The organism is Vibrio sp. sp1, from assembly GCF_016920955.1.
In the GTDB taxonomy this organism is placed as follows: domain Bacteria; phylum Pseudomonadota; class Gammaproteobacteria; order Enterobacterales; family Vibrionaceae; genus Vibrio; species Vibrio alginolyticus.
In genome coordinates, this window is sequence record NZ_CP060589.1 from 1,497,335 (window position 1) to 1,518,573 (window position 21,239).

Below are 21,239 nucleotides of genomic sequence, written 5' to 3' on the forward strand. Positions count from 1 at the left end.
AAGCCTCAGTCGAAAGACTGGGGCTTTTTTACATTTAAAATTTAGAGTGTAGGGACCTGAGGGGCGTGGGCTAGAGCACCAGCCCGGTGTAACGTCAGTCCGCAGGGAGCCCTGCCGCGTCGAATCCTCTTTACCGACCACTATTAGAAAGCTTGCTTTTTAGCAGGCTTTCGTCGTTTTAGAGTTTATGATCTCGCTTGGACTGTATTAGTCGGTAATGTATGAATGGATTTGAACCCAAGTGGGGTTCGCCTGAAGTTAGAATTCGGCTCTTCACCGACCGCTATTTAGAGCCTCAGTCGAAAGACTGGGGCTTTTTTGCATCTCTCCTGAAAAGAATCGGCATTCCATTTCAATTTTCCCCAAAAGTGTACAGCTCTAGGGGCTTTTGACCACCTATGATCTAAATGCTTTTCGAGCTGACAAAATAAACCCCAGAGCAGTGTCTGGGGTTTGTAGTTTTCTAATCCGCTGCTTTTATTGGGCGAGTGTTTTAAGGATTTCTTTTACTTCTACCGTTTTTTGGATTTCAAAACTTGGCGTTATATCCGTTGAGTTACTTGCGCCTGTCGCATTCACCCACACACTCAAAATGCCCATATTGTTAGCGCCAGCAATGTCGGCAGGTAAAGAGTCGCCCACGTGTAGAGCCTCTTCTGGTTTTACTTCGACCAAGTCGAGCGCTTTTTGGAAAATACTTGTAGCAGGTTTCTCTTCTGGCTCTTCTCCTCCCACAATAATATGGTCCACCCAGTTGCTCATTTGTGTCGCGTTTAATTTAGGGTGTTGAGAAAAAATCGGGCCGTTAGTGATCACGACGAGTTTGTAATGTTGACGAAGGTCGCTGAGCATTTCTTTTACACCAGGGAAGAAGGTGAACGCGCCCATACGTGCAGAGTCAAAGTAGTCTTGAGCTTGTTGAGCCTCTTTTGCAGTGATGCTGACGCCTTGCTCCGCCAAGATGTTTTGGATCAGGCCACAACGGAAGGCATTTTCATCGGGTAGCAGAGCCACAAGGTGAGGGAACTCAGCATTCAGCTTTTTGTATACACCCTGTAAGTAGCGCTGCAAAAACGCTTTTGGCTCGGTAACTTGTGGGTAGGTCTTATGAATCCAAGTTGTAAACGCTTGTCCTGCAACTTTATCGGCTTGTGACGTTGCACATAAAGTCTCGTCCATATCAAAAAAAATCGCTTTAAGCACAGGGGCTCCTTTTATTTACGGCTTGGCTTTGACACTGTTTATCTATTATCCCACTCTCAATTGTGTCGTAAAGGGTTAAAACAGGCGAGTTTTCTTATGACGTACGAATGAGGATAGCGGTTTAGTCAATAAACCGCTTAAGTGGCGCATAATCTGCGTTGGAGCAGGATTTGTGTGGTTTTGCTGTTTTGTTCACGTTTTGACCTATCCTTTATCTTCCTAAGTTTGGCTTTTTGTATTTGCCGACTATTTTATTAATAGTTTTTTATGTTGAAAAAACACTTTTTGCATATGATATTGTTTGTTAAATGTTAATAAATGCACATGAATAATATGGTTAATGATCTTGTTTAGCTCATGTTTACTTTTAGAGCATTTTTCTAGTTTTATTGGTGCATGACGCACAAAAATAGTGTGATATGAAAATGGTTAAATACTTGTTAATGCATTTTTATTCGCTAATTGTGCGTTTATTTAATGTTTTTTCGGCGGAATATACTTTAATTGTTGCTTTTTTGTGTGATTTTTGCCAAATTATTTCCGCATTAAGATTTCAGAGTATTATTCTGAATTTGAACGGATTCATTCAGGTGATGAATGGTGCCTTTGGCGCGATTCGATACCACAGACAAGGCAGTAGAGGTCTGAAATGTCACTATTAGAAGTGAAAAACCTTCGTATTGAATACCCATCCCGACACGGCGTTCACGCTGCCGTGAAATCACTTTCTTTTCATATTGAACGTGGTGAAATCGTGGGTGTTGTTGGCGAATCAGGTGCGGGTAAATCCACCGTTGGTAACGCCGTTATTGATTTGCTTAGCCCTCCAGGTCGCGTTGCTAGCGGTGATGTATTCCTGGATGGAGAAAAAATTTCTGGCCTATCACCAGAAGCGATGCGTAAGGTTCGCGGCTCGAAAATAGGTTTTATTTTCCAAGATCCGATGACCTCGCTCAATCCACTTTTTACTGTTGAGCAACAGCTGAAAGAGACGATCCACGCCAACATGAAGGTCTCTGATGAAGAGGCGTATCAGCGCGCGCTTTCTCTTATGCAGCAGGTTGGTATTCCGCAACCAGAAAACCGCTTAAAACAGTACCCGCACCAATTCTCTGGTGGTATGCGTCAGCGTGTTGTCATTGCCATTGCTTTGGCTGGTGAGCCTGATCTCATCATTGCGGACGAACCAACTACGGCGTTAGACGTTTCTATCCAAGACCAAATCCTCAATTTGATCCGCGAGCTGTGTATCAAGAACAATGTCGGCTGTATGTTGGTTACTCACGATATGGGTGTCGTCTCCAACGTCACCGATCGCGTGGCGGTAATGTATCGTGGTGACTTGGTGGAGTTTGGACCAACAGCCAAAGTATTGGGCGATCCTGATCACTCTTATACTCGCAGTCTAATTTCAGCGGTACCACGTTCAGACAGAAAGCTAGATCGTTTCCCGTTAGTAAGCTATATCGAAGAAGCGGCGGAAATGGAGCCACTCGATATCAAGAACCACTGGTTAGGACAAAGCCAAGATGAGCGTGAGTACACTGGCCCGCTTTTGGACGTGAAGAACGTCAATCTTCGCTTTGTTACCAAAGACTCTTTGTTCGAGAGCCGCCGAGAATACGTGCAAGCATCTAATAATGTGAGCTTTGAAGTGCACGAAGGCGAAACCTTTGGTTTGGTGGGCGAGTCTGGTTCAGGTAAATCGACCATTGCACGTGTGATTGCTGGTTTATACCAACCTAACTCTGGTCAGGTGAAATTCGAGGGCATTGACCTGACCGCTTTAACCTCTGAGAAAGAGCGCCGCCCGATGCGTCGTCAAATGCAGATGGTGTTCCAAAACCCATATACTTCAATGAACCCTCGTATGAAGGTATTCGATATTATTGCTGAGCCAATCCGTTTCCATAAATTGACGAAAAACGAGTCGGAAACTCGCCAAATCGTGAATGACCTATTGGATCATGTTGGTTTGGGTCGAATGGCTGGGCTTAAGTACCCTCATGAATTCTCCGGTGGTCAGCGTCAGCGTATTTCTATTGCGCGTGCGTTGGCGACTCGTCCTCGACTTTTGATTTGTGATGAACCGACCTCAGCACTGGACGTATCGGTACAGGCACAAATTCTAAACTTGCTGAAAGATCTGCAAAGTGAGCTGAACTTGACTATGTTGTTTATCAGCCACGATTTACCTGTTATTCGTCAGATGTGTGACCGAGTAGGTGTGATGCAAATGGGTACACTTTTAGAAGTGGCACCAACAGAACAGTTATTCACGGCACCTCAACACGAATACAGCAAAAAATTGATTTCTCTGATGCCGGAGTTTACTGGCTTGCGAGAAGAGATCGAAACGGCATAAACCAAGCAATTCGCTTGGCTAACCTTTAGTCATAACAAAGACGCAAACACAACAACAAGGGATCCGTATCCCCGCATGAAGGAGTTATGCAAATGAAAACCATGAAAAGCAAATTAGCAGTGGCGCTAATGGCTGCGGGCCTAAGCTTTAACGCAATGGCAGCAGATATCAAAGTTGGCTATGCAGCTGACCCAGTATCGCTTGACCCACATGAGCAGCTATCAGGTGGCACACTGCAAATGTCACACATGGTATTTGATCCGTTGGTTCGCTTTACTCAAAAAATGGATTTCGAGCCTCGCCTAGCGGAAAGTTGGGAACGTATTAACGATACGACTGTTCGTTTCAAACTGCGTGAAGGTGTGAAATTCCATTCTGGCAATACTCTAACTGCTGACGACGTCGTGTGGACGTTCCAGCGTTTACAAAGCTCTCCTGACTTTAAAAACATCTTCGACCCGTACGAGAAAATCGTCAAAGTGGACGACAACACGTTCGATCTTGTAACTAAAGGTCCTTACCCACTAGTGCTGCAAACCGCAACGTACATTTTCCCAATGGACAGCAAGTTCTACACTGGCAAAACTGCGGACGGCAAAGACAAGTCTGAGCTAGTGAAGCACGGTAACTCATTTGCATCGACTAACGTATCTGGCACGGGTCCATTCATTGTGACTTCACGTGAACAGGGCGTAAAAGTGGAATTTGAACGCTTTAAAGATTACTGGGACAAAGAGTCGAAAGGTAACGTTGATAAGCTAACGCTTGTGCCAATCAAAGAAGACGCAACTCGTGTAGCAGCGCTGCTTTCTGGCGGTGTTGACATGATTCACCCTGTAGCGCCAAACGACCACAAACGCGTTGAAGATGCTGACGGCATCGACCTAGTTACGCTACCTGGTACTCGTATCATCACGTTCCAACTAAACCAAAACAGCAACGAAGCATTGAAAGACGTTCGCGTTCGCCAAGCGATTGTTCACGCAATCAATAACGAAGGTATCGTGAAGAAAATCATGAAAGGCTTCGCAACGGCCGCTGGTCAGCAAAGCCCGGCAGGTTACGTAGGTCACGATGACAAACTGGTTCCTCGCTACGATTTGAAGAAAGCGAAAGAACTGATGAAAGAAGCGGGTTACGAAAACGGCCTGACGCTAACGATGATCGCACCAAACAACCGTTACGTGAATGATGCGAAAGTAGCACAAGCGGCAGCGGCAATGTTGTCTAAGATCGGTATCAAGGTTGATCTGAAGACCATGCCAAAAGCGCAATACTGGCCAGAGTTCGACAAGTGTGCGGCAGACATGCTGATGATCGGTTGGCACTCAGATACAGAAGACTCAGCGAACTTCAACGAGTTCCTAACGATGACTCGTAACGAAGAAACCGGTCGTGGTCAGTACAACTGTGGTTACTACTCAAACCCAGAAATGGACAAAGTGGTTGAAGCTGCGAACGTAGAAACGGATCCTGCGAAACGTGCAGAAATGCTGAAAGGTGTAGAAGCAACACTATACAACGACGCAGCATTCGTACCGCTACACTGGCAAAGTGAAGCGTGGGGTGCGAAGTCTAACGTGAAAGCGGCAGACATCGTTAACCCAATGGTAATGCCTTACTTCGGTGACCTAGTGGTTGAATAATCACGGTTAGTCGACTTTGAGGAGGGATGGATTTCCCTCCTCAACTTAAAGCACTCGACTCAGTTTTGTTTCAGTCGGATTGAGTGGGTTATTTAGACTGAATTTTCTCTCTAATTTAGAGATCTATGGATAGTTAAGGGGCAAGGAATGTTTTCGTTTCTGGTCAAGCGCCTGTTTCAGGCACTGATAGTGATGTTTGTGATCAGTTTGGTGGCGTTTGCCATTCAGGACAACCTGGGTGATCCGCTGCGTGAGCTTGTAGGTCAGTCGGTTTCGGAATCGGAGCGTCAAGCGCTACGCGACGACTTGGGCCTGAACGATCCCTTTATCACAAAGTACACGCGCTTTGTGGGTAATGCACTGCAAGGTGATTTGGGTACCTCATATTTTTTCAAGCGACCTGCGGTTGAGGTGATCCTCGATAAGCTGGTGGCAACATTAGAGCTCGTGTTTGGCGCGACGCTCATCATTATCGTTTTCTCTATACCACTCGGGGTGTATTCCGCGATTCACCCGAAGAGTGTCTTTACCAAATTTGTTATGGCGATGAGTAGTGTCGGCATCTCGATTCCGGTGTTCCTAACCGCAATCATGCTGATGTACGTCTTCTCCATCGAACTCGGCTGGCTGCCTTCCTATGGGCGAGGTGAAACCGCTAACGTACTCGGTTGGGAATCTGGCTTCTTTACCATTGATGGTATCAAGCACCTCATCCTACCTTGTATTGCGCTAGCGTCTATCATGCTGCCGTTGTTCATCCGTTTGGTACGTTCAGAAATGCTGGAAGTACTGAGTTCGGAATACATTAAGTTCGCCAAAGCAAAAGGTTTGAACTTACAAAAGATTTATTACCAACATGCACTTAAGAACACCATGCTACCAGTATTGACGGTAGGTGGCGTGCAGATTGGTACCATGGTGGCCTACACCATTCTTACTGAAACCGTGTTCCAATGGCCGGGCACTGGCTTCCTTTTCCTAGAGGCAATCAACCGTGTAGATACACCGCTGATCACTGCCTACGTTATCTTTGTTGGTCTGATCTTCGTGGTAACCAATACCATCGTTGACTTGCTGTACGGCATCATCAACCCAACTGTGAACCTAACTGGAAAAGGAGCTTAATCATGAGCCAATCAAATTTAACACCAGCTCCTGCTCCATCAGCGTGGCAGCGTTTCAAAGAGTCAGATTTTCTGTATTACTTCAAACGCGACAAAGTGGCGATGGCGAGTTTTACCGTCTTTATGATGTTCTTAGTATTGGCATTGGCTGCACCGATTCTTGCGCCAACAGACCCGTACGATCTGACGTCTATCGACATCATGGATTCTGAGTTGCCACCTTCGTGGATGGAAGATGGCGATGAGCGCTTTGTGTTGGGTACTGACGAGCAAGGTCGCGATATTTTATCGACCATTCTTTACGGTTCTCGTTTGTCTTTGACGATCGGCTTTTTAGCCGTCGGTCTTCAGTTGATTCTGGGTATCATCATTGGTTTGTCGGCGGGTTACTTCGGTGGTCGTATCGATAGCTTCTTGATGCGCTTTGCGGATGTTCAACTATCGTTCTCGACCATGATGGTCGCGATCATCGTCTCTGCAATCTTTAAAGCCAGCTTTGGCAGTGATTTTTACAGCCAATATGCGGTGGTCATGCTGGTGGTGATCATCGGTGTGGCAGAATGGCCGCAATACGCACGGACTATTCGTGCCTCGGTATTGGCAGAGAAGAAGAAAGAATACGTCGAAGCGGCGCGTGTGATGGGCTTTAAAGCGCCGCGAATCATGTTCCGTCACATTCTGCCGAACTGTCTATCGCCAATCTTGGTTATCTCGACGGTACAGGTAGCGAACGCGATCATGTCGGAAGCGGCGCTGTCATTCCTAGGCTTAGGTCTGCCAGTCGATCAGCCTTCTCTGGGTGCGCTAATCAGCATCGGCTTTAACTACATCTTCTCTGGTGCATGGTGGATTACTGCTTTCCCTGGCATCGTGCTCGTAACATTGGTTTTGGTTATCAACCTGTTGGGCGACTGGCTACGTGATGTATTCAACCCGAAACTGTACAAAGGATAAGAATTTTCCCACCAAGCGTTGTAAATTCGCTTAATTCCTTCCTAAACTGAGAGCCGGATGCAAATTCCGGCTCTTTTTTTGCTAGTTATTCTTTGTTCACATTTTTTTGGCGCTTTTCCGCCATGATGACCTTACCCACTAATTTAGAGTGAAGTGTATGGAAATGAAGAAGGCACAACACCCATCTCGTATCTTCCAAGCAAGCCTAGCTTTCGGCTTGTTGCTGGTATGCGCCCAGTTTTCTAGCCCAGTATCGGCGGAGGAGTTCCTTTGCCAAGCCACTCAAGCCAGCGAGAAAGAATTACCGATGCTTGAGAAAACGTGCCCAATTGGTAACGGAGTATGGGGAAAGAAAGTGCCGCAGGGGGGCAACTACCTTTACTGGATTCAATGCGGATTGCTACCCAAGCCTATGTCTCTCGCGAAAGCTAAGCCTCTCTATAGTAAAATCACGACCGACGTATGGATGAAGCCTGAATCCAAAGGCTATCGCTGTTTGATTGGACCTTACAAGGCATTGTCTGATGCGAGGGATGACTTACGAGGAGTCAAAACCTTGTCGAATTACAAAGAGGCGTTCATCCGAGTGGTTGGGAAAGGGACGAAACAACCAGTAACACCACCTACACCTAAATCTACTGTATCGTCGAAATCAGCCGCATCTTCGGTTAAGCCAACACCGACGGTGACCCCGAAACCCGCGCCAGTTCCTGCTGTGCGAGCTGATACCGACGCCTTTAAAGCGCGGGCAGAGAAGCCAGATACCAAGGCAAAAAGTTCACGTGATAGCTCTTCGTCTACGCCTGTTGCTAAGACCAAAGCGAAGCCAATTGTCACTGGAAATGATGACATTGAAGTTCGGTTGAGAACTTCAGTACAGGGCAAAACGTACGTGGTCCCATATTTACTCGATCACCATAATCAGTTTTACATGGAACATGGTAAGCCGTGGAACCGCCTCAACTACGAAAACTCGCACAAAGTATGTCAGCAACTGGGTATGAGCTTAGCTAACCCTGCAGAGTTTAAAGCGCTGAGGGCGTCTGGGGTGATGGAAAAAAATCAATGGCCACTGCAACTGCCGTATTGGGGCAAAGATAAGAAAGGTTTGTTCGCCGATCGTGAGCCCAATCAGCTCACCGGGACCTCATTATTGAACGTGGTGTGCGTGAAATAACGACTCAGATATTGTGGTCAAAATATAGAAGAAAGCCCCGAGTTCGGGGCTTTTTTGCGGTCTCAAATATTATCGCTATTTGAGTGGCGTTTCTTTGTGATGCGTTTGCTAATACGCTCTACCACTGATATTCATCTCATTTTGCGAATTATTTTCACTGAACTTGTCGACAGAGAGTCTATTCGTCATAATGTTACTTGTAACATTACTGATAAATCACATATTTATGGCTCAACAGAATAAGAAAACTCGTACGACATTGCAGGATGTCGCAGACCAGGTTGGCGTCACGAAGATGACCGTTTCACGCTATATGCGTAACCCTGAATCGGTGGCAGAAAAGACTCGTGCTAAGATTGCGACTGCGATTGAAGAGATGGGTTACATCGAAAACCGTGCACCGGCGATGTTGTCAAAGTCCTCCAGTAAAGCCATTGGTATTTTACTGCCGTCTTTGTCCAACCAAATTTTTGCTTCCTTTGTTCAGGGCATAGAGATGGTGACCAAAGCCAATGGCTATGAGACGCTTTTAGCGCATTTTAGCTACGATGAGCTTGAAGAAGAGCGTAAGATCGCGTCATTACTCTCTTATCAAGTCGATGGACTTATTCTAACTGAAAGCCATCACACGCCGCGTACATTACAGATGATCAAAAATGCGGGCATTCCGGTGGTCGAAACCATGGAACTGCCATCGGAGCCGATTGATATGGCGGTTGGACTCGATCATGAAGATGCGTCGTACGCCGTGGTTAAGCAGATGCTAGATACGGGGAAGCGTACAATCGTCTATTTTGGCGCGCGTCTGGATACGCGAACCAAATTGCGGATGCAAGGTTACGATCGCGCGATGACAGAAGCAGGGCTAGAACCCAAACATGTATTAACTGGTGATCATTCTAGTTTTTCTTTAGCGCATGATTTGCTCGAACGCGCACTGGAAACGCACCCAACGCTCGATGGGGTGTTCTGTACCAACGATGACATCGCAATTGGCACCATGCTGAGTGCGCAGCAACGTGGCATTCAAGTTCCACAGAAATTGGCAGTGGCGGGCTATAACGCGCTGGATATCGGTCAAACCATCAGCCCGAAACTGACCAGCGTTGATACGCCGCGTTTCCAAATTGGTGTAAAGAGCGCAGAGCTATTAATTGCGCGCCTGAAAGGCGAAACGCAAGAAGAAAAAGTCTTCGATATGGGGTATCAGATCACGTCGGGAGAGAGTGTTTAACTAATTGTTAACTGCTCTTTGTATTCGCTCATCAATGGTATTGGTAGGTTAGGGTATGGCACATCAGCTGGATGCATTGGATCTCAACTTAATGCGTTTATTAAAAGCCGTGGTGGAAAACCGCAGCATCAAGCTGGCCGCAATGCAGCTTGGCATTTCTCAACCGAGCGCCAGCCGCGGTGTGATGAAGTTGAAGCAAGTGTTTGATGACCCGCTTTTTGTGCGTAAAGCACATGGGGTAGAGCCATCACCCATGGCGATTCGTCTCGCCGCCGAGTTCGACAATATGGTTGCGCCACTGGAAAAAGTGGTGCAAGAATTTGAAGTGTTCGACCCACTGCAATACCAAGGGCAGATTGCGATTGTAACTGATCCTTATTTGATGGATGAACAAGGGCAGCGACTGCTCACTGGTTGTCATCGAGCCTTTCCCAAAGCGCACTTTGCTTTTTCCAGCTGGAATACTTACTCGCACGATGAAATGTTAGAAGGCGAGCACGATTACTGCATTCTTGACCAAGAGACCGAGCTGTCGAAAGACATTTACATGCGCCCGTTATTCGTTGAAAAACGGGTGATTTTGGCGCGCAAAAATCACCCAACGTTGTCGAAAGTCAGCAATGATTGGGACACGGTGTCCAAACTACCACTCGTCTCTTTGCCTGCGCCAGCGTCATATAAACCGCTTTGTACCGTGGAGTCCGAGTATCGACGCATGGGTTATGAGCCAGTAGTGTTACTGAAGTCCTATAATTTGCGTTTGGCTTGCCAAATGTTGCAAGAAACCGACGCGATTATGTATGCCAGTCAAAGCTCGGCATTGTTGATGCCAGAACTCGCCTCTTACGCAATGCCACCCGTTAATCGTGAGTTTAGCCAGTTTGTTGTCTCTGGCGGTTTCCTTCAAACCAACCGCAACCATCCTTTGCACAGACACCTACATAAAGTGGTGCGACAAACCCTCAACACGCCTCTGATTTTTACGCAGTGATGTCACTTTATGGCATCGGCTGAATGAGAGTAGATGCTTTAACCTTATCAATATTGTGTGATTACATAGACAACTTACTTCTTAAGATATTCAAAAATGAATATCTCAATTACCTGTCTCTTTTTCCTACCCAGCGCTAACCTTATCTCAAATAGTCAGGAGAAGTGGCTCATTTTTATCTTTTTAACTTTTTGAATGTCGATACAGGTACGCGGCATTCACCATTCTCCGTTATGCATTTTTTTAATTTCTGATGGAGGATTAATCATGCTAGTTGCACGTCTATTTTTATTGCTCGCCATCGTTGCCGAAGTGGCTGGCACCAGCACTATGTCTCTTATCGGACAAGGGCACGGGTGGTGGGGCTACATCGTAATGTATGTGCTGATCGCAATCTCTTACTACTTTCTCGCGTTTGCCGCGAAGAAAATATCGATAGGTGTGGCATACGCTGTTTGGGAAGGGTTAGGTATCTCGTTGATCACCGTGGTGTCGATCATCGCCTTTGATGCCAACTTAAACCATCAAGAATTGTTTGGTTTGATGTTAGCCGTTGTTGGCATTGTGTGTGTGACCTTAGGGGAATCACATGGTCAACCTAACGCCAAGAAAAATGCCGATAAACCGGCAAAAGAACGTTCATTTTCTACTAGTACAAGGTGCGAATCATGAGTCAATTTTTTACGATGTCATTTGGATTTGTCGTGATGGCTGCCTTGGTCGATATCATGGCCAATATGGCGCTGACACGCTCAAAAGGTTTTAAATATAAAGGCTGGGGCATTGCGGCGATTGTGTTGGTACTGACAGCATTCACGCTGTTGGCACAAGCGGTGAAAGAGATCGACTTAGCCATTGCTTATGCCTCTTGGGGTGCGATCGGTATCTTGGGTACCGCAGTAGGTGGAGCCTTGCTGTTTAAGCAGAAACTCAAACCAATCGGCTGGTTTGGTATCTTTGTGGTGATTGCTGCGGTCGTAGTGATGAAGACCGCTTGATGTAATTTACTGAATGCTAGATATCGTCATTCTGAGCAGCAAGAGACGAGTGTGATTCAGAATCTACCAACACAAAAGTGTTTCGGCAGAGGTGTTTTCTCTGGATTCACAGCACCTTGATAGTAGATTCCTGATCTCGCCTAGGCTCGTCGGAATGACGGATTCATTTTTTTAGAAAGAGCAGTGACCAATCCTAAAGCTCGTGATTCAGAATCTACCAACAAAAAGTGCAGTGGCAGAGGAGTTTTCTCTAGCTTCACAACACGTTGATAGTAGATTCCTGATCTCGCCTAGGCTCGTCGGAATGACGAGGTCTTTCTTCTCGCCTTAAACAATAAAGCTTGCGCCTTCTTCTGCACTCGATACGTTTTGGCGGATCACGCTAAACAAGCCTCGTCCCCAAGTTTGTTGGGTCGATTCGGTATCGAAATGAATCAACTCGCGACCAGTGGTGTCGCTTAAGTTGTTCAGTTCGCCCGTTTGGCAATCAAGGCGAATCAAATCACCGTTGCGCACCAAACCAATCGCGCCACCACGAATGGCTTCTGGAGAAACGTGAATCGCAGACGGAATTTTACCGGATGCACCAGATAAACGACCGTCCGTCACTAGCGCGACTTTAAAGCCCGCTTTTTGCACGTTCCCTAAAATTGGCATCAGCTTGTGCAGTTCAGGCATGCCATTTGCCGCTGGGCCGTTGTGTGTGACCACAACGATGCAGTCTTTGTTCAGCTCGCCACGTTTGTACGCGGCCTCCACTTCGTGTTGGCATTGGAATACGATCGCAGGTGCCACAATCACGCGTTGCTCTTCTTTCACCGCAGACACTTTCACCACGGCTTTGCCCAAGTTACCGTGAAGTACGCGAGTGCCGCCGGTGTTTTGGAAAGTGGCGTCTGGTTTGGCGATCACGTCACCGTCTTGGCTGCCTTGGCACGGTGTCCAAGTCAGTTGGCCATCGACAAGGCTCGGCAGCGTCATTTGGTCTTCAAATTCACCAAACACGGGTTTCACATCGCGATGCAAAAGCTCGGATTGGTTCAAGCGGTGCAATAACGCGGGCACGCCCCCCGCGTCTTGGAACGCGTTCATATCGGCTGGGCCGTTCGGGTAAACGCGAGCTAACAAAGGAACCACATCCGACAGATCGCTGATGTCTTGCCACGTGAGCAAGATGCCAGCAGCACGCGCCACGGCGATCATATGAATGGTGTGATTGGTACTGCCGCCAGATGCGAGTAGAGCGATGATGCCGTTGACCAAGCTCTTTTCTGTGACCACTTCTGCCAACGGACGGAAGTGTGCAGAACCCGCCGTCATTGAGGCGATTTTCAGAGCCGCGTGATCGGTTAACGCTTTACGCAGTTGGGTATGGGGATGGATGAATGCCGAACCTGGCAGCATCAAGCCCATGGCTTCGAACACCAACTGGTTGGTGTTGGCTGTGCCGTAAAACGTACACGTCCCCGCAGAGTGGTAAGCGCGACACTCCATATCCAGCAGAGCGTCTTTGCCGACTTCACCCGCTGCGTATTTTTGGCGCACGTCGACTTTCTCTTCGTTGCTGATGCCTGTTGCCATCAGACCCGCTGGTACAAACGCAGTCGGTAGGTGCGCGTAAGACAGCGCGCCCATCAGTTGCCCCGGGGCGATTTTGTCACAGATGCCAAGCAGTAATGTGGCATCAAAGACATTGTGGCTCAAAGACAACGCCGTTGATTGCGCAATTAAGTCACGCGAAAACAGCGACATATCCATGCCTGCTTGACCTTGAGTCACCCCATCGCACATCGCTGGCACACAACCTGCGACTTGCGCTGTATGGCCGTAGTCCGCCAGTACTTGTTTGATTTGCGCTGGATAGTCTTGGTACGGCTGGTGGGCGCTCAACATGTCGTTGTAGGCGCTGATCAGCGCGAGATTGGCATGAGTAAAATCGAGAATATTTTTCTTTTCAGAAGAGCAAGAAGCGGCGACTGCATGGGCTAAGTTACCACAAGATAAACCAACACGGCCTTTGCCAGCTTCGGCTTGCACTTCGGTGCGAGCAAGAAAGGCAGCGCGCGCTTCGCGGCTGCGCTCGGTCAAGCGTTGTGTGACCTCAATAACAACAGAGTGAGTCATTACGCCACCTCGATCGCTTGCATTTTGATTAGCTCAGTAGCAGAGCGTTCCACCACGTCGCTGATGTCTCCGTCGATACTGACGATCAGAGTTTGAGGCTCGTTGTCTGGGCGCTCTAGTGTCTCGAATTGGCTCTTCACCATGTTTTCTTTCATGAAGTGGCCTTTGCGCATACGCATGCGATTAAGGATCAACTCCCTATCGCCATCAAGGAACAGGAAGGTCACGTTGTCGTTGCCTTCGCGGATCTGATCGCGGTAAATCTTTTTCAGTGCTGAACAGACAATAATGCCGTGTTCGTTTTTGCTTTCTAGGCTGTACGCCGCATCACGAATGCGTTCTAGCCATGGCTTGCGATCATCATCGTTCAGAGGCTGGCCCGATGCCATTTTCTGAATGTTCGCTCGTGGATGAAGATCATCACCATCAATGAATTTACGCCCTAGCTTTTTCGCTAGATGCTCACCAATTGTGCTTTTACCACTAGCACAAACGCCCATAACGATGACACTACTACCAGCCATAACTTATCCTCATAACCAAATTTGCGCGTGATCTCAATTTTTGAATTCACTTTAAAATATGGGTTTATCTTATTCATGTTATCGGTAACATGTTACCGGTAACTGAAATAAATGTGAACCATAACACAAACAATAATTCTTAAAGGTGAACCTATGGAGCAATTAACCCAAGCCCCAGATCCTACGTTCCTACTGACGATTGCAGGCCTTGCCATTGCAGCGTTACTCGTTCTGATCATTAAACTGAAAGTCCATGCTTTTGCTTCCCTTACTATGGTGAGTTTAGGCACAGCAATCGCCACTGGCGTTCCTTCTGAGAAAGTCGTATCGACCATGATGGGCGGCTTCGGCGGCACACTGGCTTCCGTAGCATTGCTGGTTGGTCTTGGTGCGATGATCGGTAAAATTCTTGAAGTGACTGGCGGTGCGAAAGTGCTGGCAGACACTTTGATTGGTCGCTTTGGTAAAGAGCGCGCACCATTTGCTTTGGGCGTCGCTTCATTACTGTTTGGCTTCCCAATCTTCTTCGATGCTGGCCTTGTAGTGATGATGCCAATCATCCTCAGTGTGGCGGCTCGTTTTGGTGGCTCACCAATTAAATACGCGTTGCCTGCAGCTGGTGCTTTTGCGGTTATGCACGCGTTTGTTCCACCACATCCAGGTCCGGTTGCAGCGGCCGAATTCCTTGGCGCAAACATCGGTCTGTTATTGGTGGTGGGTATTCTGGTAGCTATTCCAACTTGGTACCTTGGCGCTTACCTATTTGGTTTGTACGCGGGCAAAAAATTCGATATCCCACTATCTAAAGCCTTCTTTAATGGCGAAGCGATGGTGGATGAGCGCAACGCACCAAAATTTGGCACGGTTATGACCATCCTTGTGCTGCCAGTCCTGCTAATCTGTTTGGATACGGTATTGAACACACTGGCGGTTGCGGGTGTGATTGATGGTAAAACGGCACTGGTTGAGTTCCTACGTATGCTAGGTAAAACCCCAGTTGCGTTGCTGATCACTTTGATTGTCTGTCTGGCTGTGTTTGCCAAAGACTACGGCATGGCAAAACTAGAAAAATTATGTGGTGAGTCATTGGCTCCTATCTGTGGTGTTATCCTAGTAACGGGTGCAGGTGGCATGTTTGGCGGCGTACTGCGCTCAAGCGGTATTGGTGATGCACTGGCTGACGTTCTTACAGACACAGGTATGCCTGTGATTGTGGCGGCGTTTGTGATTTCAACTTGTCTGCGTGTTGCTCAAGGCTCGGCAACCGTAGCGCTAACCACTACGGCGGCTCTTATCGCGCCAGTAGTGGCAGCATCAACAGGTTTGAGTGAACTCGACCTTTGCTTTATCGTAATCGCGATTGCGGGTGGTGCAACGGTACTGTCTCACTTCAATGACTCTGGTTTCTGGTTGGTATCTCGTCTGCTTGAGATGGATGAGAAAACCACATTAAAAACTTGGACGGTAATGGAAACGTTACTTGGCGGTATCGCGTTTATTATCGTCGCAACATTAAGCTTTATTCTTTAGAGGTTCCCCATGACAACACTTGAACAACGATTAAGAGAAATCAAAATCGTCCCAGTTATCGCAATCAACGACGTAGCACACGCTCTGCCACTGGCAAAAGTGTTGGTAGAAAACGGTTTACCATGTGCGGAAGTGACATTCCGCACCGAAGCGGCGGCGGAGTCGATTCGCATCATGCGTGAAGCGTACCCAGAACTGTTGATTGGCGCGGGCACCGTTCTGACCACAGAACAAGTGGATATCGCAATCGAAGCGGGCGTGGACTTTATCGTTAGCCCAGGCTTCAACCCAACCACAGTGAAATACTGTCAGCAACGTGGTGTGACTATCGTACCGGGTGTAAACAACCCAAGCTTGGTTGAGCAAGCGATGGAAATGGGTCTGCGTACGTTGAAGTTCTTCCCTGCTGAGCCATCAGGCGGCGTAAACATGCTGAAAGCACTGACGGCGGTTTACCCAGTTGAATTCATGCCAACAGGTGGCGTAAGCCCATCCAACGTGGAAGATTACCTAGCGCTGAAATCGGTTGTAGCTTGTGGCGGTACGTGGATGGTGCCAACCGCAATGATGGACAACGGCGATTGGGAAGGCATTGCTGAATTGGTTCGCGCAGTTAAGTAAAACGCACAAACGGCTCCGAAATGCCCCCGAACGTTGGGAAACGTGATACGAAAAAGGGTCATCAAGTAACTTGATGACCCTTTTTCTTTTTGGGATGAAACGGCTTTAGAAGTGATGCTTCATAAAGCGCTTAATAAAGCGAATGAAATCGGCTTCGGCTAGCTTCGCGCACTTCAATGTTTGGGCGTGAGACAGTTCTACATCACCCAAACCTTCTGCCATGTTGGTGATCGCACACACTGCCAATACGGGTAAGCCGCAATGCGCCGCAGAAATCACTTCTGGCACGACCGACATGCCCACTACATCACCACCGATGATTTGCATCATGCGGATTTCGGCTGCGGTCTCAAAGTTGGGGCCTGTGTAAGAGACAAACACACCTTCATTCAGGTGAATGCCATTGGCTTTGCCGACTTCAAACGCTTCTGCGCGCAGGTCTTTGTCGTACGCATTGGCGAGGCTGAAGAACCTCGGGCCGTACTCTTCATCATTCGGACCGATCATTGGCGATTCAGGCATGGTATTGATGTGGTCATGAAATACCACCAGAGAACCGACGTCGATGCGTTCAGGGCGAAGTGAGCCTGCCGCGTTGGTGACGAGCAGAAACTCACAGCCCAGCTTTTTAAAGGTGCGCACGGGCGTGGTCATGACCTTCATTGAGCCGTGTTCGTAGTAGTGACCGCGACCTTTCATGCACACTACGTCTACGCCGCCCATGGTACCAAGCACCAACTCACCAGAGTGGCCTTGCACGGTACTAACCGGAAAGCCTTCGAGCTCTTCGTATGGAATGACCACTTTGTCTTGTAGTTCGTCTGCCAATACGCCTAAGCCAGAGCCTAAAATAAACGCCGCTTTAGGTTGGAAGTTTGGTTTGCGTTCGCGAATGGTTTGTAGCGCGCCGATTACTGGATCGTGATTCATGTTAGTCACCTTCTGGTTGTGTGTTGATTCCATTGTGTGACTTTCTGCGCTGGTTATCTTTGCTTTATTCGCTACTATCATCCTTAAAAAGAGGATGATGAAATTCGCTAGGACTCAATGCATGAAGTCAGAACCATTTGAGCGCGTGACGCTGAAGATGCTGCGTTACTTTTACGAGGTCGCACAAACCAAGTATTTCACTAAGGCGGCTGAGAATCTCAATATCACCAATTCGCCGTTGAGCAATCGCATCAAAGAGTTGGAAGAGGTGCTTAACGTCAAACTGTTTGAGCGCGATTCAAGAAATGTCATGCTGACGGAGGCCGGGCGATTGTTGGAGTCCAAATGCCAACTGATTTTTCAGACCTTGGATGTCTCGCTCAATCAAGTGCAGCAAGTGGGGTTGAACCAGAGAAATATCCTGCGAGTTGGTGTGGTAAGTAGCGCATTTTGGGGCGGATTTGATCGTCTGTTACAGCGCTTCCATGCTGAGCATGACACTTATCACGCCGACATTTTTGACCTTAACCCAGAGACGCAAAAGAAGCATCTGAGCGAGAAGAAAATCGATGTGGGCATTGTGCGTTTTGCTGATGCACTCAACATTTATCCGTATCAGTCGGTATCTTTGGGCAAAGATGTGTTTGTGGTGGCGGTGTCGGAGCAACATGAGTTAGCCAGCAAATCTTTGCTGCGGCTCCAAGATTTAAAGACGTGTGAGTTTGCGTTTATGAGTTTGGCGAATTCTGCCTCGGCAAACTTCATCATCAATGCCTGTCTGCAAGAAGGCTTTTCACCCCATATTGGCAAACAAGTGGTGGAGCCAAGCACCTTGATGGCATATGTAGCAAACAGCAATACCGTGACGTTGGTTCCGTCGACGTTTTCTCAGCATCATTGGCATGGGATTCGTTTTATCAAGCTGAAAGAGTCACTGCGTGCAGACTTGTGTCTGATTCATGATGGTAAGCAGGAGAGTGCTATTAAAGCCGAGTTTATTCGCACATTATTAGAGAATGCGAGTTAAGCATGGGATAACAAAAAAAGGTCATCCTAAGATGACCTTTTCAAATGATTCACTGAAATCAGCAATGCGATTAGAGCGTAATTAACGCATCGTTACGAACTCTTCAGAGCCCGTTGGGTGGATAGCCACAACAGAGTCGAAGTCTGCTTTGGTTGCGCCCATCTTCATTGCTACGCCGAAGCCTTGGATCATTTCATCTACCGTGAAACCGATGCCGTGTAGGCCAACAACCGTTTCTTCTTCGCCCGCACATACAAGCTTCATCTTACATGGTTGACGGTGCTTAGTAACAGCGGTGTACATCGCAGTAAAGCCAGATGTGTAGACTTTGATGTTGTCTTTGCCGTACTTCTCTTCTGCTTCTTGCGTTGTAAGACCGATAGTGCCGATTGGTGGGTGGCTAAATACCACAGTTGGTACCAAATCGTAGTCCATCTTCGCGTTTGGTTTGTTGTTGAACAAACGCTCAGAAAGTTGACGACCCGCTTTCACTGCTACTGGCGTTAGCTCGATACCGCCTTCCATGATGTCACCCACACAGTAGATGCCTTTCACGTTGGTTTCTTGGTATTCGTCTACCTTGATGTAGCCTTTTTCGTTCGTTGCCACACCGGTTGACGCTAGGTTGATTGCGTCTGTCGCAGGGTGACGACCGATTGCCCAAATCAGTTGGTCAACGTTTTGGCTTTCACCGTTTTCTAGGTGCAGAGTTAGGCTGCCATCGGCTTCTTTTACCACTTCTTTTGGTACAGAGTGGGTGTGCAGTTTTGGACCTTCTGCGTCCATCACTTCAACCAACGTATCGATGATCATTGGATCGAAGCTACGTAGTGGTGACTCTTTACGTACGAACAGGTGTGTTTCTGTACCTAGCGCGTGCAGTACGCCAGCAATTTCAACTGCGATGTAGCCTGCGCCCACAACCGCAACGCGTTTTGGTTGCTCTGCTAGGTCGAAGAAGCCGTTTGAATCGATGCCGTATTCAGCGCCTGGAATGTTTGGAATAGTAGGACGACCACCAACCGCGATCAGGATGTGATCTGCTGTGTAGTGTTCACCGTTTACTTCGACAGTTTTTTCGTCAACAAACTTAGCAAAGCCTTTAATCACGTTTACTTTATTGTTGCCAAGAACGCGATCGTAAGATTGGTGAATACGACCAATGTACGCCTGACGGCTCTCAACCAGTTTGCTCCAGTTGAAACCTTTGACGTCGACATCAAAACCGTAATCTTCTGCGTACAGGTTCATTGCTTCTGCGATTTGCGCGCCATGCCACATCACTTTTTTCGGTACACAACCTACGTTTACACAGGTACCGCCAAGGTCTTGAGCTTCGATTAGCGCAACTTTCGCGCCGTACATCGCCGCACGGTTTGCAGATGCGATGCCGCCACTGCCGCCACCGATACAGATATAGTCAAAATGAGTCGCCATTACTTTCTCCAAGAGCTTATAAATTTTATCTGGTACATAGATAGATTGGGATGACCTTGTCCGAACTCAATGCCACCGTTATCCCACTATCATAAATCGAATTCGACTAATTCCTAAATGGGAAAAAGCGACAATACTTATGACAAATAGCGATGAGAGGCACAAAAAGAAGAATAAGCACGACTGGAGGGAGAAGGTGAGAGCATAAAAAAGCGCAACGAGAATATCGTTGCGCTTGAAGATATCGGTACTGAAGTGCTTACTCTGGCACAATCCAGTCCACTTTCCAGTGGCCAGTTGCTGGTGCAATCGCGTCTTGCAGGAATGGCAGAATCTCTTTCATCTGGCTTTCCAGTTTCCATGGCGGGTTAATCACAATCATGCCGGATGCCGTCATGCCGCGCTCGTTGGTATCTGGTGCAACACCTAACTCGATTTGCAGAATTTTACGAATGCCCAGTGCTTCCAAGCCTTCGATCATATCTTCGATGTCGTGACGGTTTACCACTGGGTACCAAATCGCGTAGATACCGGTTGCCCAACGTTTATGGCTCTGATGAATCGCTCGTACCACATCGCGGTACTCTTTCGCGAGTTCGTATGGTGGGTCAATCAGCACCAAACCACGACGCTCTTGTGGCGGTAAGCTTGCTTTGAGGCGTTGGAATCCGTCTTCTTTGAAGATGCTCACTTGGCGATCACGATGGAATTCTTGCTCTAACAATGGGTGATCGGCCGGGTGCAACTCGGTCAGCACCATGCGATCTTGTGGGCGGATTTGCGCGCGCGCTACACGTGGTGAGCCTGGGTAGTAACGCAGCTTCTCGCCGTTGTTGAGCACTTTAATGGCATCGATGTAGCTTTTGATGTCTTCAGGAGTGCTTGGGTTATCCCAAATACGTGCGATGCCTTGTTTGTATTCGCCCGTTTTTTCAGACCATTCGTGAGTCAGATCGTAACGGCCCACACCCGAGTGGGTATCGTGATAAACGAATGGCTTATCTTTTTGTTTCAGCGCATCAAGAATGAGGCTTTGAACGATGTGTTTGACCACGTCGGCATGGTTGCCAGCGTGGAAGCTGTGGCGGTAACTTAACAAATTAAACTCTCGAAACACTCTTTGGCTGAGTGTGGTCTGTGATTTTCACTCTATGGCGGTATTATACTCAAGTAACTTAAAGATGTAGAACTTCCAATCAAATCTGTTCCTCTGATAAGGGGACGCTATTGAAATTTCTTTAAGTCACCCACACTTACTATTGGTAATCGAATTGAACTAGGTGAGTTTCTCGCACTCAAAAGGGTGTGAAATTTCATTTAGGTATAACAAGACTCAAGGACAGAGTAGCGCTGG

At 47.6% G+C, this 21,239-nt stretch carries 18 protein-coding genes; 12 read left to right on the forward strand and 6 right to left on the reverse strand.

What is annotated here, in order from left to right; translation table 11 throughout:
- Positions 1-477: 477 nt before the first annotated feature.
- Positions 478-1,203, reverse strand: coding sequence for an HAD family hydrolase (locus tag H9L11_RS07090; RefSeq protein ID WP_033907401.1), 726 nt, complete (start codon positions 1,201-1,203; stop codon positions 478-480).
- A 649-nt stretch (positions 1,204-1,852) separates the two neighbouring features.
- Between H9L11_RS07090 and H9L11_RS07095 the strand changes: the two genes are divergently transcribed.
- The 9 genes from H9L11_RS07095 (at position 1,853) to H9L11_RS07135 (ending at position 11,692) form a co-directional block, all read left to right on the forward strand.
- Complete coding sequence (locus tag H9L11_RS07095) at positions 1,853-3,568, forward strand: ABC transporter ATP-binding protein (protein ID WP_005379108.1); 1,716 nt, start codon at positions 1,853-1,855, stop codon at positions 3,566-3,568.
- A 92-nt stretch (positions 3,569-3,660) separates the two neighbouring features.
- On the forward strand, positions 3,661-5,214 hold the full coding sequence (locus tag H9L11_RS07100; RefSeq protein ID WP_005379109.1) for an ABC transporter substrate-binding protein: 1,554 nt from the start codon (positions 3,661-3,663) through the stop codon (positions 5,212-5,214).
- Positions 5,215-5,361: 147 nt separating this feature from the next.
- A complete protein-coding gene (locus H9L11_RS07105; RefSeq protein ID WP_005379110.1) occupies positions 5,362-6,339 on the forward strand; it encodes an ABC transporter permease in 978 nt (325 codons plus the stop codon).
- 2 nt (positions 6,340-6,341) lie between these two features.
- Complete coding sequence (locus H9L11_RS07110) at positions 6,342-7,292, forward strand: ABC transporter permease (RefSeq protein ID WP_005384239.1); 951 nt, start codon at positions 6,342-6,344, stop codon at positions 7,290-7,292.
- Positions 7,293-7,449: 157 nt separating this feature from the next.
- Positions 7,450-8,469 carry an SPOR domain-containing protein gene (locus tag H9L11_RS07115; RefSeq protein ID WP_104976033.1) on the forward strand — a complete coding sequence of 340 codons (1,020 nt, stop codon included), beginning with the start codon at positions 7,450-7,452 and terminating at the stop codon, positions 8,467-8,469.
- Positions 8,470-8,695: 226 nt separating this feature from the next.
- Positions 8,696-9,703, forward strand: a complete 1,008-nt coding sequence (locus tag H9L11_RS07120; RefSeq protein ID WP_033907406.1) for a substrate-binding domain-containing protein — start codon at positions 8,696-8,698, stop codon at positions 9,701-9,703.
- Positions 9,704-9,758: 55 nt separating this feature from the next.
- On the forward strand, positions 9,759-10,694 hold the full coding sequence (locus H9L11_RS07125; RefSeq protein ID WP_005379132.1) for a LysR family transcriptional regulator: 936 nt from the start codon (positions 9,759-9,761) through the stop codon (positions 10,692-10,694).
- A 267-nt stretch (positions 10,695-10,961) separates the two neighbouring features.
- Positions 10,962-11,366: an SMR family transporter gene (locus H9L11_RS07130; protein WP_005379135.1), complete on the forward strand. Its 405-nt coding sequence runs from the start codon at positions 10,962-10,964 to the stop codon at positions 11,364-11,366.
- On the forward strand, positions 11,363-11,692 hold the full coding sequence (locus H9L11_RS07135) for an SMR family transporter (RefSeq protein ID WP_005478614.1): 330 nt from the start codon (positions 11,363-11,365) through the stop codon (positions 11,690-11,692). The genes H9L11_RS07130 and H9L11_RS07135 overlap by 4 nt, the downstream gene beginning before the upstream one ends.
- A gap of 327 nt (positions 11,693-12,019) precedes the next feature.
- On the opposite strand, the gene edd is transcribed toward H9L11_RS07135, so the two are convergent.
- Together edd and H9L11_RS07145 are read right to left on the reverse strand one after the other, a co-directional pair.
- Positions 12,020-13,816: a phosphogluconate dehydratase gene (gene edd / locus H9L11_RS07140; protein WP_033905870.1), complete on the reverse strand. Its 1,797-nt coding sequence runs from the start codon at positions 13,814-13,816 to the stop codon at positions 12,020-12,022.
- Positions 13,816-14,340: a gluconokinase gene (locus H9L11_RS07145; RefSeq protein WP_033905875.1), complete on the reverse strand. Its 525-nt coding sequence runs from the start codon at positions 14,338-14,340 to the stop codon at positions 13,816-13,818. The genes edd and H9L11_RS07145 overlap by 1 nt, the downstream gene beginning before the upstream one ends.
- 153 nt (positions 14,341-14,493) lie before the next feature.
- Between H9L11_RS07145 and H9L11_RS07150 the strand changes: the two genes are divergently transcribed.
- Entirely contained in the window at positions 14,494-15,870 is a 1,377-nt protein-coding gene (locus H9L11_RS07150) for a GntP family permease (protein WP_012841240.1), read from the forward strand.
- Positions 15,871-15,879: 9 nt separating this feature from the next.
- The gene (locus H9L11_RS07155; RefSeq protein WP_005394384.1) at positions 15,880-16,491 is read left to right on the forward strand and encodes a bifunctional 4-hydroxy-2-oxoglutarate aldolase/2-dehydro-3-deoxy-phosphogluconate aldolase; all 612 of its coding nucleotides are present in this window, start codon (positions 15,880-15,882) and stop codon (positions 16,489-16,491) included.
- Between the two features lie 105 nt (positions 16,492-16,596).
- Here the strand turns inward: H9L11_RS07155 and xapA are convergent, their stop codons facing one another.
- Positions 16,597-17,421 (reverse strand): xanthosine phosphorylase, encoded by an 825-nt coding sequence (gene xapA, locus H9L11_RS07160; RefSeq protein WP_005379149.1) that lies wholly within the window; start codon positions 17,419-17,421, stop codon positions 16,597-16,599.
- Between the two features lie 121 nt (positions 17,422-17,542).
- Here xapA and H9L11_RS07165 point away from each other — a divergent pair, with 121 nt between their 5' ends.
- On the forward strand, positions 17,543-18,448 hold the full coding sequence (locus H9L11_RS07165) for a LysR family transcriptional regulator (protein WP_205391069.1): 906 nt from the start codon (positions 17,543-17,545) through the stop codon (positions 18,446-18,448).
- Between the two features lie 81 nt (positions 18,449-18,529).
- On the opposite strand, the gene gorA is transcribed toward H9L11_RS07165, so the two are convergent.
- Both gorA and H9L11_RS07175 read right to left on the reverse strand, forming a co-directional pair.
- A complete protein-coding gene (gorA, locus tag H9L11_RS07170) occupies positions 18,530-19,885 on the reverse strand; it encodes a glutathione-disulfide reductase (RefSeq protein ID WP_054579538.1) in 1,356 nt (451 codons plus the stop codon).
- Between the two features lie 259 nt (positions 19,886-20,144).
- Complete coding sequence (locus H9L11_RS07175; protein ID WP_205391070.1) at positions 20,145-20,984, reverse strand: 23S rRNA (adenine(2030)-N(6))-methyltransferase RlmJ; 840 nt, start codon at positions 20,982-20,984, stop codon at positions 20,145-20,147.
- Between the last annotated feature and the right edge of the window lie 255 nt (positions 20,985-21,239).